Raw genomic sequence first — 12,586 nt, 5'->3', positions numbered from 1 at the left:
AAGAGAAACCCGACAGGGTTTATTTGGCATACAAAAAAGTAGATAATAATCGTATAGAAAAAGAGAAAAGGAAAGTTGCCAACGATTACTTGACACAAACTGTTTTATTAGTTTGGTTGACACTAAAAAATATCTATGTTAAAATATTTTTCGTTGACAAAGGCATTGAATGTGCAAAGTAGGATATTTTTATTCTTTAAGAGAGAAAGACTCATCGGCTGGAAGGTCTTTTAAGTAACAAAAATATTTGAATTTCCCACAGGAGCCTCACTTGTGAAATCAAAGTAGCATGTGACGTTTAATACGCGTTAAGTATTTTGAGAGTTCACGTTTGTGAAAATAAGGGTGGTACCGCGGATAGATATTTCGTCCCTGCATTTTTATGCAGGGACTTTTCTTTTGCATAAAAATTTTTTAATTTTACATTTGTTACCGTAAATATTAAATGGAAAACAAAGTGTAAAAAATCTACTATATCTTATAGAAAGGATACTGTACAATGAAGGAAAGATTAGAAGCAATTAGAGAACAGGCAATTGCAAAAATCAAAGATGCCAAGGACATTAGTGTACTTAATGATGTAAGAGTAGAGATTCTTGGTAAAAAAGGACAGCTTACTGAAGTATTAAAAGGTATGAAGGATGTTGCCCCTGAAGACAGACCAAAAGTTGGTCAGCTTGTAAATGATACAAGAAAGCGTATTGAAGAAGAATTAGAAAATGTAAAGAAAGACCTTGAAGCAAAAGCAAGAGAGGCTAAGCTTAAAGCAGAAGTTATTGATGTTACTTTACCTGCAAAGAAAAATAAAGTGGGTCATAAGCATCCAAATACTTTAGCTTTAGAAGAACTTGAAAGAATTTTCGTAGGAATGGGTTACGAAGTTGTTGAAGGGCCTGAAGTTGAATTTGACCATTACAACTTTGAAGCTTTAAATATACCTGAAAATCATCCTGCAAAAGATGAACAGGATACATTTTATATAAATAAAAATATCGTACTTAGAACTCAGACTTCATCAGTTCAGGCAAGAGTAATGGAAAAAACTCAGCCACCTATTAGAATTGTTAGTCCGGGGAGAGTATTTAGATCAGACCAGGTAGATGCAACTCATTCACCATCATTCCACCAGATTGAAGGTTTGGTAATTGATAAGAATGTAACTATGGCTGATTTAAAGGGTACTTTAGAGCAGTTTGCAAAAGAACTTTTTGGTGAAAATACAAAGATTAAGTTTAGACCACATCACTTCCCATTTACAGAACCAAGTGCAGAAGTTGACGTTACATGCTTTAAGTGTGGCGGTAAAGGATGTAGATTCTGTAAGGGTGAAGGCTGGATTGAAATTCTTGGTTGTGGTATGGTTCATCCACATGTACTTGAAATGGGTGGAATTGACCCTAATGAATATCAGGGATTTGCATTTGGTGTAGGTCTTGAAAGAATCGCATTACTTAAATACGAAATCGATGACATGAGATTATTATATGAGAACGATGACCGTTTCTTAAATCAGTTTTAATTAAAGGAGGGAATTATAATGAATACACCACTATCATGGATTAAGGCATACGTTCCTGACCTTGAATGTACTGATCAGGAATACATGGATGCAATGACTTTATCAGGAACAAAGTGCGAAGGTTTTGAAAGACTTGACGCTGACCTTGATAAAATTGTTGTTGGACAAATTGAAAAAATTGAAAAGCACCCTGATGCAGATAAATTAGTTATTTGCCAGGTTAATATTGGAACAGAAACAACTCAGATCGTTACAGGTGCAACAAATGTAAAAGAAGGATTAAAAGTACCTGTTGTATTAGACGGTGGTAGAGTTGCAGGAGGACATGACGGAAAGAAGACTCCTGGTGGAATTAAAATCAAAAAAGGAAAACTTCGTGGTGTTGAATCAAACGGAATGATGTGTTCTATTGAAGAATTAGGTTCAACTACAGAATTTTATCCTGAAGCACCTGAAAACGGAATTTATATTTTTGATGACAGTGTAGAAGTAGGAGCTGATGCTGTAGAAGTATTAGGTTTACATGATACAGTTTTTGAATATGAAATTACATCTAACAGAGTAGATTGCTATAGCGTATTAGGAATTGCTAGAGAAGCTGCAGCAACATTTAGAAAGCCATTTGTTGCTCCTGAAGTTAAGGCTGTTGGAACAACAGGTGATGTAAATGACTACATCAAAGTAGAAGTAAAGGATGCAGAGCTTTGCCCAAGATACTGTGCTAAGGTTGTTAAAAATGTAAAGATTGCTCCATCACCTGAATGGATGCAGAGAAGACTTAGTGCCTGTGGTATCAGACCAATTAATAACTTAGTTGATATTACAAACTATGTTATGGAAGAATTTGGTCAGCCAATGCATGCGTATGATCTTTCAACAATCAAGGGAAACAAGATTGTGGTACGTCGTGCAGAAGACGGTGAAAAATTCACAACATTAGATGGACAGGAAAGAACATTAGACAGAGATATGCTTATGATTTGTGATGAAGAAAAAGCAATTGGTTTAGCTGGAATCATGGGTGGAGAAAACTCAATGATTACAGATGATGTTCAGGATATGTTATTTGAAGCTGCATGCTTTGATGGTACAAATATCCGTCTTTCATCTAAGAGAGTTGGTCTTAGAACTGACGCATCAGGAAAGTTTGAAAAAGGACTTGATCCTAACAATGCAGAAGCAGCTATTAACAGAGCATGCCAGTTAATCGAAGAATTAGGCGCAGGTGAAGTAGTTGAAGGAATGGTTGATTTCTATCCTGAAAAGAAGGAAGAACATCAGATTAAATTTGATCCTGATTATGTAAATAATCTTATTGGATTTGATTTAACAGAAGAAGAAATGATTAGCTACTTCCCAGCTTTAGAATTAGAATATGATAAAGAAACAAAGATGATTACAGTTCCTACATTTAGACAGGACTTAATCGGCATGTGTGATATTGCAGAAGAAATTACAAGATTCTACGGATATGATAAGATTCCTACAACATTACCTTCAGGAGAGGCAACTTCAGGAAAATTATCAGAAAAATTAAGAATTGATGAACTTGCAAGAAGTGTTGCTTTATACTGTGGTTTCTCACAAGGAATGACATATTCATTTGAAAGTCCAAAGGTATTTGATAAATTACTTTTACCTGAAGACAGTGAATTAAGAAAAACAGTTACAATTTCAAATCCTTTAGGAGAAGACTTCAGTGTTATGAGAACAACATCTCTTAACGGTATGCTTACATCACTTGCGACAAACTACAACAGACGTAACAAAGATGTAAGATTATTTGAAATGGGTAATATTTATATTCCAAAGGCATTACCTGTAACTGACCTTCCAGATGAAAGAATGCAGTTTACATTAGGATTCTACGGAGATGGAGATTTCTTCACAATGAAAGGTGTTGTAGAAGAATTTTTAGGACAGGTTGGAATTGACAAAGACATTTCTTACGATGCAAAGGCTGGTAAGACATTCTTACATCCTGGCAGACAGGCAAATGTTGTATACAATGACACAGTTATTGGATACTTAGGAGAAGTTCATCCAACAGTTTGCGAAAATTACAATATGAAAACAAGAGCATATGTTGCTGTTATTGATATGCCATACATTTACGAAATGGCTAACTTTGATAAGAAGTATGAAGGAATTGCAAAATTCCCTGCTGTTTCACGTGATATTTCAATGGTTGTACCAAAAGAAATTTTAGTTGGTGACATTGAAGCAGTTATTAAGCAGCGTGGTGGAAAAATCCTTGAAAGCTATAGCTTATTTGACATTTACGAAGGTGATCAGATTGAAAAAGGATTTAAGTCAGTTGCTTACAATATTGTATTTAGAGCAAAAGACAGAACTCTTGAAGAAAACGACATTGCAGGAGCAATGAAGAAAATTCTTAACGGATTAGAGCGTTTAGGAATCCAGTTAAGAGGCTAGGGTTTGACTATTATCCGATAAATGTTTATAGTCGAATAGTTATATTAAAAATATAAAAAAGATGAGTATTATTTTTTCCATATGAAGTGGGAGAGAAATATTCATCTTTTTTTGCTAGAAGAAATACTTTATTCCACCAACTAATGACAAAAATATAAGAATAGTGTAAAATAGATTAGTTGAAAATAATATGCAAGGAATGGTTTAATATGAAATTTGTAATTCAAAGAGTAAATAATGCAAGTGTAACAATTGATGAAAAAATTGTTGGAAAAATCAATAAAGGTTTTTTAGTGTTTATTGGGGTGTCAAATGATGATACAAAAGAAATCGCTGATAAGATGATTAAGAAATTAATAGGTATGCGTATATTTGATGATGAAAACGGAAAGACCAATTTGGCTTTAGCAGATGTTGATGGAGAACTTTTATTAGTGTCTCAGTTTACATTGTATGCAAATTGTAAAAAAGGCAACAGACCATCTTTTATTAATGCAGGTGCACCTGACATGGCAAATGAAATGTATGAGTACATAATTGAAAAATGCAGGGAAATGGTTAAGGTTGTTGAAACAGGCGAGTTTGGCGCTGATATGAAAGTTAAACTTGAAAATGACGGTCCATTTACAATAGTATTAGATAGTGAACAGCTATAAAAAGTCCCTTTAATGTTGGAATATATTATTTAAAAAATTTAAAGTTAGTGTAAAAACAAAAATTATATTTGATAGTTTTAAGTATAGATGAAAAGAGGAACAGTTATGAGTGACGCAGATAAAATGAGTTTACATGATTATTATTATGATTTACCGGAAGAATTAATTGCACAGGATCCATTAGAAGACAGAAGTAGTTCAAGATTAATGGTTCTTAACAAGAATACAGGTGAAGTGCAACATCATATTTTTAAGGAAATAATAGACTATTTACATGAAGGTGACTGCCTTGTTATAAATGACACAAAGGTGTTGCCGGCAAGACTTTATGGTAGCAAAGTAGGTACTAATGCAAAGATTGAAGTTTTATTATTAAAGAGACGTGAAAATGACGTTTGGGAAACTTTAGTAAAGCCTGGAAAGAAGTGTAAGCCGGGAACTGTTATTAGTTTTGGTGATGGACTTTTAATGGGTGAAGTAATAGACGTGGTTGAAGAAGGCAATCGTCTTATTCAGTTTAAGTACGAGGGAATATTTGAAGAGGTGTTGGATCAGCTTGGAGAAATGCCACTTCCACCTTATATTACACACAAGCTTGAAGACAAAAACAGATATCAGACAGTTTATGCAAAGTATGAAGGTTCCGCAGCTGCACCAACAGCAGGTCTTCATTTTACAAAGGAGTTGCTGGAGCAGATTAAGGAAAAAGGTGTAAAGATTGCACACGTTACACTTCATGTTGGACTTGGAACTTTTAGACCTGTAAAGGTAGAAAATATTCTGGAACATCATATGCATTCTGAATTTTATATGGTGGACGAAGAAGATGCCAAAATGATAAATGATACAAAGGCAAATGGTGGACGAGTTATTTCTGTTGGAACAACCAGCACAAGAACTCTTGAAACTGTGGCAGACGAAAATGGTGTGATTCATGCCGGCAGTGGTTGGACACAGATTTTTATTTATCCGGGATACAAATTTAAGGCAATTGACTGCCTTATTACTAACTTCCATTTGCCAGAATCAACATTATTAATGCTTGTATCGGCGTTGGCTGGAAGAGACAATATTCTTAATGCTTACAAAACTGCTGTAGAAGAAAAGTATAGATTCTTTAGTTTTGGTGATGCAATGTTTATTACTAATGAAAGTGATGTAAAGTAATAGAATAAACTTTATAAGGGTGAAAATATGAGAGGATACAATGTAATAGTAGTATATAATGAAAATGCAGATAAAATATTGATGTGTAAAAGAAAAAAAGATCCGTATAAGGGATTAGCAAATTTTGTGGGTGGAAAAATAGAAAAAAACGAAAATGGACTTGATGCTGCATATAGAGAACTTGAAGAAGAAACAACCATAACAAAAGATGATATTATGCTTTTACATATAATGGATTTTACATATTATATTGAAAACTATTACCTTGAAGTTTATGTTGGAAAGTTAAATAAAATAGTAGATGTTAATGGCACAGAAAACAAATTGTTTTGGTCTACATTGGATAATAACTTTTTTGATGAAACACAATATGCCGGAGAGGGAAATATTGGACATATTGTTCAACATATTGAAACACTTAAAGGCGAGCTATTACATTTTTAAAATTAAATAATCAATTAATTAGGCGAAAATATTATAGAATCTTCTTAAATTAAAAAAACTATGATGTTTTCGCTTATTTTTTTCATAATATATGTAAACACCATTTTCGAAAATGAAAAAATTTAAAGTTTAGAAAGTGATACCTTGAATAAGAAGTGTATTAAATGATATGATGGTAGCAGTTTGTAGGTTAAACGGATGATAGAAAATATATGACATTGCAAATTGGTTATTAGAAAACGAATAATTTATCAAAAGAAAGAATAAGAAATTATGGAAAAATATACAGTAAAAAAAGTTATAAATAAAAAAGATATAAACGTTGAGGTACCAGGGTCAAAAAGTATTACAAACAGAGCATTAATGTTAGCTGCAATTTCAAATGGAAAATGTAAGCTTAGTGGCGTTTTATTTAGTGATGATTCAAGAGCTTTTTTGGACTGCCTGGATAAACTTGGCTTTAAACTGGAAATTGATGAAAATGCAAAAACAGTTGTGATTCAAGGGGAGAACGGAAGAATTCCAAATAATGAAGCTACAATAAATGTTAGAAGTGCAGGAACTGCAGCAAGATTTATGACGGTGTTACTTGCCGTATGTGGTGGGAAATATACATTAGAATCTTCTGAGCAAATGAAAAAAAGACCAATGAGTGAGTTACTTAACAAGCTTATGGAAAATGGTGTAGAAATAGAATATTTAGAAAAAGAAGGACATTTTCCTTTTAAATTAAATTCAAAGGGGATAGGTGAAATAAAAATATCAATCGATACTTCTAAAAGTAGTCAGTATGCAAGTGCATTGCTTATGGCAGCTGCAGTTAACGGAATGGAAGTTAATCTGACAGGTTCGAGACCAAATGGTGCTTACATAAAGATTACCCTTAGAATGTTAGAACAGTTTGGCGTTAAATTTGAAAAAAATAACAATACATATAACATAAAAAAACAGGAAGTAAAATTGGATGCTTATGAGGTTGAGCCTGATATGTCGGCAGCATGCTATTTTTATGCCATGGCAATTTTACTTAAAGTGAAAAGTGTTGTAAAAGGTATTCATTTAAACTCCATGCAGGGTGATATTAAGTTTTTAACGGTTTTGGAAAAGTTAGGCTGTAAATTAACAGATACATCTGCTGGTGTTGAAGTTGATGGAGCAAGTATTGACAGCTATCCGGGAATCGAAATTGATATGTCTGACTTTTCAGATCAGGCACTGACAATGGCTGTTGTAGCTGCATTTGCAAATTCAAAAACTATTATTAAAAATATAGGACACATTAGAGGACAGGAGTCAGATAGAGTGGCAGTAATTGCAACAGAGCTGAAGAAACTTGGTTGTAAGACAGAAATTATTGAAGAGCCAGAAACTAACGTAGTTATTGAGCCGGGCGTTCTTCATGGATGTGAAATTGACACTTATGAGGATCACCGTGTGGCAATGAGTTTTGCAATGGTAGGGCTTATAATTGATGGTGTTATTATAGACAATCCAATGTGTTGTAGGAAAACATTTGAGAATTATTTTGACGTATTGGAGAGTATTTATTAAAATGTAAGATTTAATATAATAGTAGTGCTATGAATTAAAATCAAATTAAATCTTAATATTAAAATTAAAACGTACAAAAGTATAAATAAATTTAAATTATAAGGAATGTCACTGAAACATTTTACTTACTTTACAATAAGTCATGAGATTAAGTAAATTAAAAATAATTTCCACAAATTAGTAATATGAGATAATATATTTAATAATTTAACTTAGCATTTATATTACGGAATTATGATACAGAAACATTAGGAGAAAACTAGAGATGAACATTAAAAAAGCAGCAATATTAGGAGCTGGAGCTGTGGGTTCTTACGTTATATGGGGACTATCAAATAAGGACGGCATTGAATTAGGTGTTGTTGCAAAAGACGAACGAAATAAAAGATTAAAGAATGAAGGAATTACAATAAACGGTGTTAAATATACTCCAAATGTTTGGACACCAAAGGAGGCAAAGGATGCTGACCTTTTAATAGTATGTTTAAAATATGGCAACCTGCCTGATACATTAGATGACATAGAGAAGATTGTAGGTGAAAACACAATTGTAATGAGTCTTATGAATGGTGTGGATAGTGAGGAGATTATTGGAAAAAGAATTAACCCTAACAATATTTTACATTCTTTTATTAAGGTTGCTTCCCAAAAGAAGGAGGATGGCTATCATTTTGATCCTGAAACAACAATTGGCATAATTCTTGGAGAATTACAGCCACCTTTTGAAAGTGAGAGAATAAAGGCTATAAATCATCTTTTTGCTAATACAGGAATTCATTGGAGAGTGACAGAATTTATACAGGAAGAAATATGGGGCAAATTCAGACTTAATGTTTGCAACAACTTACCACAGGCAATTCTAGGTGCAGGTGTGGGATGTTATCACGACAGTGAGCATATGAGTTTTATTAGAAAAGCATTAAGGGGAGAAGTTGAAAGTATTGCAGAGGCTAAAGGAATAGATTTAAGTAAAATAGACGATTCATCAGGTCGTGGAAGTGCTGTGAAAGCATCAGCACGTTATTCAACATTGCAAGATATAGATGCAGGCAGGCACACAGAAATAGATATGTTTTCAGGGGCGTTGGTACGTATGGGAAAGGAACTTGGAATCCCTACACCATATAATGAATATACTTACCACATGATTAAAGCATTAGAAGAAAAAAATGACGGTATGTTTAATTATGAGGGTGATAATGACAAAGTTACATGGTCAAAATAAAAAATAAGTCAGAAATATTTTGAGTTAGATATTACTTTTCTTACCGGTTTGTCCGGTAAAAAATTTACTTATCAAGCGTATAAAATATTTCTGACTTTTTTAATTTTACCTCTTTTTTAATTTTATGCAATAAAAATTATTTTTTGTGAGTATAACAATTGAATAAGAAAAACTTACAAAAGTATTAGGAGAAAAGGGAGGAGTTTAAATTGAACAAAAAATTATTAAAGTTATGCATTTCAATAGGGGTACTTTGTGGGATTATATTTATATCAAGTGGTAACGTACAGGCAAAAAATCAAAATTATTATGTGAACGGGAGTACGTTAACAGTGACAGGAAAAATTCCTAAAAATGCAAAATTTAAAAATGCAGGGAAAATTAAAAAGGTTGTTGTGAAAAAAGGGGTGAAAAAACTTCCAATAGAACCTTTTAAGAGTTGTAAAAAAGTAAAAGTGTTAGAAGTTCCGGGTGATTTGAAATTTTATGAATCATATTATACTCATTATTATCCGATAACAGTGAATATGGTAAAGTTTAATTCACCATTAACGTCTGAAAAAATGGTATGTTATTACAAAACAAAGACATACAAGGTTAGTAGTAAAGACAAAAAATACAAAAGTTTTAAAGGGATAATATACACAAAAAATGGCAAAAAATTCGTAGCAATGCCAACTGAAATGAAAAAATTAACAATACGAAAAGGGTGTAAAATAATAGATGTGAGCGGAATGACATATGAGTGTAATAATTATGCTAAGTATAATGATTGTGATGATGAGGGAGAAGATACTTCGTGTAAAAAGTTAAAGAAGATTGTATTACCTTCTTCTGTAAGTAAGTATGTTGGAAATGTTGAATTTAATCACATTATACAAGATGCAAAGGTAGTAATGAAAAATAAAAAATTAAAGCGTGATAGCATACAGGTATTATTTAATTTTTTAGGTAAGGATAAATTCTTTTCAACATTAAAAAAGTACATAATTAAAAAAGGAGACTTTTATATTTACAACAAAAGTATATTGGTGGGATATACCGGTTGTATGTCAGTGGTTAATATTCCAGAAGGAGTTAAGTATGGAATCTGTCAGGCGCTAGGAAAACCATATGCAACATATGTAGTTTATGACCCAACGTATGCTATGATAAAGAAAGTAAATTTCCCATCATCGTATAAAGGAAAAAAATCTGATATTTGGAAAAAAAATAAGGATTGTTATGATTTTAATAATGAAATTGTAAAATGTGATCCTAAGCTATTTAAAATAGAAAGAGAATTATATTATTGCAAACATTACAAATCAAAAAAGGTAAAATTTGTAGCAACGAATGATTGTATAATGTCGTTTGACACAGGTGGAGGTATAAAAGTTTATGACATAAATGGTAATCTTTTACCTGATGCATCTTATTATAGTATAAAACTCAAAGAAGGTGAAAGTTTTACAGTACAGGTACCAGGGGATAAATTCTTTAAAAAATATGATTTTTTTGAAATTGGCGAAGTTGAAATGAAATTATATAATCAAAAAAATATATTTGAGTTTACTGATACGTATGACGAATTAATTATTGGTACAGGAGAACCACAATATTGGAATTTTTCTGTAAAAAAACAAAGAGCATATGTATCTCTAGTTTTTGGAGAAAACATAACCGGTAAAAAAATAAATGTTAATGTTAAATTACAAAAAAAGGAGAATAACAAGTGGAGCGATGTTACACATAATATAGGTAATTGGGAAGAAAATAAAAAATTAATAGAATGTGAATTACCAAAAGGTGAATATAGAGTTTACTTAGAAAGTCCTCTTGATTCTCAATACGAAATAAATACTCATCTGTATGGTATTAATAGAACACCAATATGCAAAGACAGGGGAAAGGCTGCTGATATAAGCGGTAATGATTATAACGAATTTCGTTTCTCATATAATGACGGAAAAGATGCATGGTTTAAATTAAAAAATAACAAAAAGAAGAAAATAATTATTAGTATTAATTCTATATGGGATGGAAAAGTTAAAGCTGAAGTGTTTAAGAAAGGTAATAATGTTGCAGAAAAGACAGTTACTCTTGATTGTACAAATCAGCCTGATAAATCAATTTCTAAAAGTATTACAATAGATAAGGGTGAATATTATCTTAGAATCCAGAGAGAAGATGTCTTAGATTATACTAAAGTAGGAATAGAACAAAATTCAATAAAGTAATCTTGAAAGCAAGTAACAAATTATTAATATAGTTGTTACTTGCTTTTCTTGGCATATAAGTAAATAAAGAATAAAATAAACATGTTTATTAATAAATATGTTTATTTTATTATATTATGGAGGAAAAGAAATATGCCTGCAAAAAAGAAAATTTGTGGAACAGTTTTTACTAATGTTTGTTGGTATAGCTGACACTTTTGTTGTAAGTTTTTCCAGTGAAGCAGACATTTCAGGTGTGTCATTAGTTACATCGTTTAACACAGTGTTGCTTTTTTTGTTTATAGCAATATCATCAGGTGGTGCTGTAATTATTAGCCAATATATAGGAAGTAGAAATGAAAAGAAGGCTTCTCAAACATCAAGTAAGTTACTTTTAATTTCAATAATTATATCAGTGGTTTTGTCAGCATTAATTATAATATTCCATTCTCAATTATTAAGACTGCTATTTGGGAAAATTACAAAGGAAGTAATGAGTGCATGTGACAGTTATCTTATAATTACAACATTTTCTTTACCGGCATTAGCAATTTATGATGCAGGAGCAGCTTTATGCAGAAGTATAAAGAAGACTAATGTAACTATGTATATTTCCGTAATATCAAATGTACTTAATGTGGTTGGAAATTGTGTTGGGGTATTTGTTCTGCATATGGGAGTTGCAGGTGTTGCATATCCATCTCTTATTACAAGAATTATTTCAGCAGTTGCAGTGACAATTTATTGTTTTAATGGTAAATTGCCAGTAAGTTATCGTCTGAAATATATCGTTAAATGGATGGGATCATACCAAAAGAAAATTATGCGGATAGCAATTCCAAATGGAGTAGAAAATGGTGTGCATCAGTTAGTAAAAGTAGCCCTTTCAAGTATGGTTGCATTGTTTGGTTTAGTACTTGATATGGGGGTAATTGGCATAGCTATTGGTATGAGCATGGATTTAGTATTTAGAGGAATAATTTTTATTGGAAGATATAAATCAAAGAAGTGGACTCAATTTAAGTTAATATAATTCTTTAATTTTAAATAAAATTTGTGGAGCAATACAAAAGAACATGAATAGAAATAATAAAAATAAATATAATAAATAATTAAAAAATCATCAATACAAAAATAGTTTAAACAATTATTTTGTATTGATGGTTTTAATTTACATAATTAATTAACAACCAATGTTAAAGAAATTACAAATAGTGTTAAATAATTGAGTACAGTTACTAAATTTAAAACACATAGTTATATCCTCCTTATTTCAAATTTGTCTTGGCGAGTCTGTGAAATAAAGTCTGTAAATAGACATTCTATGATAAGTGATGGAACTGTAAGTTCATGAAATGAGCTTGCAGCTCTTGTTTATATAACTAGCATA

Annotated in this window: 10 protein-coding genes and 1 other annotated feature; all 10 genes read left to right on the top strand. The window is 31.7% G+C overall.

Going from position 1 to position 12,586, the window contains the following annotated elements; all coding sequences use genetic code 11:
* A partial coding sequence (locus ACZM4J_RS11880) for a hypothetical protein (RefSeq protein WP_489486250.1) occupies nucleotides 1-182 on the top strand: 182 nt, incomplete at its 5' end.
* Nucleotides 157-377: a binding site (T-box leader), on the top strand. Its footprint overlaps the gene before it by 26 nt.
* Nucleotides 378-499: 122 nt before the next feature.
* Complete coding sequence (gene pheS, locus ACZM4J_RS11875) at nucleotides 500-1,519, top strand: phenylalanine--tRNA ligase subunit alpha (protein ID WP_302690366.1); 1,020 nt, start codon at nucleotides 500-502, stop codon at nucleotides 1,517-1,519.
* 18 nt (nucleotides 1,520-1,537) lie between these two features.
* Nucleotides 1,538-3,955 carry a phenylalanine--tRNA ligase subunit beta gene (gene pheT / locus ACZM4J_RS11870; RefSeq protein ID WP_118436394.1) on the top strand — a complete coding sequence of 806 codons (2,418 nt, stop codon included), beginning with the start codon at nucleotides 1,538-1,540 and terminating at the stop codon, nucleotides 3,953-3,955.
* 209 nt (nucleotides 3,956-4,164) lie between these two features.
* The gene (gene dtd, locus ACZM4J_RS11865) at nucleotides 4,165-4,611 is read left to right on the top strand and encodes a D-aminoacyl-tRNA deacylase (RefSeq protein WP_302690369.1); all 447 of its coding nucleotides are present in this window, start codon (nucleotides 4,165-4,167) and stop codon (nucleotides 4,609-4,611) included.
* Nucleotides 4,612-4,734: 123 nt separating this feature from the next.
* On the top strand, nucleotides 4,735-5,778 hold the full coding sequence (gene queA, locus ACZM4J_RS11860; RefSeq protein WP_178061767.1) for a tRNA preQ1(34) S-adenosylmethionine ribosyltransferase-isomerase QueA: 1,044 nt from the start codon (nucleotides 4,735-4,737) through the stop codon (nucleotides 5,776-5,778).
* Nucleotides 5,779-5,805: 27 nt separating this feature from the next.
* Nucleotides 5,806-6,222 (top strand): NUDIX hydrolase, encoded by a 417-nt coding sequence (locus ACZM4J_RS11855; protein WP_489486248.1) that lies wholly within the window; start codon nucleotides 5,806-5,808, stop codon nucleotides 6,220-6,222.
* Between the two features lie 273 nt (nucleotides 6,223-6,495).
* Nucleotides 6,496-7,773, top strand: a complete 1,278-nt coding sequence (aroA, locus tag ACZM4J_RS11850; protein ID WP_489486246.1) for a 3-phosphoshikimate 1-carboxyvinyltransferase — start codon at nucleotides 6,496-6,498, stop codon at nucleotides 7,771-7,773.
* Between the two features lie 265 nt (nucleotides 7,774-8,038).
* On the top strand, nucleotides 8,039-8,998 hold the full coding sequence (locus tag ACZM4J_RS11845) for a ketopantoate reductase family protein (RefSeq protein WP_489486244.1): 960 nt from the start codon (nucleotides 8,039-8,041) through the stop codon (nucleotides 8,996-8,998).
* A gap of 209 nt (nucleotides 8,999-9,207) precedes the next feature.
* Entirely contained in the window at nucleotides 9,208-11,217 is a 2,010-nt protein-coding gene (locus ACZM4J_RS11840) for a hypothetical protein (RefSeq protein ID WP_489486242.1), read from the top strand.
* Nucleotides 11,218-11,371: 154 nt separating this feature from the next.
* Complete coding sequence (locus ACZM4J_RS11835; RefSeq protein WP_302690373.1) at nucleotides 11,372-12,229, top strand: MATE family efflux transporter; 858 nt, start codon at nucleotides 11,372-11,374, stop codon at nucleotides 12,227-12,229.
* The last annotated feature ends 357 nt before the right edge of the window (nucleotides 12,230-12,586 follow it).

The sequence above is a fragment of the Eubacterium sp. genome (assembly GCF_057858645.1).
The sequence above is the reverse complement of the archived record's forward strand: the minus strand, read 5'-3'. Positions and strand labels throughout refer to the sequence as shown.

Excerpts from the sequence above, each read along its gene's own strand:
- pheS (WP_302690366.1), top strand. The coding sequence starts at position 500 with ATGAAGGAAAGATTAGAAGCAATTAGAGAACAGGCAATTGCAAAAATC.
- pheT (WP_118436394.1), top strand. The coding sequence starts at position 1,538 with ATGAATACACCACTATCATGGATTAAGGCATACGTTCCTGACCTTGAA.
- dtd (WP_302690369.1), top strand. The coding sequence starts at position 4,165 with ATGAAATTTGTAATTCAAAGAGTAAATAATGCAAGTGTAACAATTGAT.
- queA (WP_178061767.1), top strand. The coding sequence starts at position 4,735 with ATGAGTTTACATGATTATTATTATGATTTACCGGAAGAATTAATTGCA.
- ACZM4J_RS11855 (WP_489486248.1), top strand. The coding sequence starts at position 5,806 with ATGAGAGGATACAATGTAATAGTAGTATATAATGAAAATGCAGATAAA.
- aroA (WP_489486246.1), top strand. The coding sequence starts at position 6,496 with ATGGAAAAATATACAGTAAAAAAAGTTATAAATAAAAAAGATATAAAC.
- ACZM4J_RS11845 (WP_489486244.1), top strand. The coding sequence starts at position 8,039 with ATGAACATTAAAAAAGCAGCAATATTAGGAGCTGGAGCTGTGGGTTCT.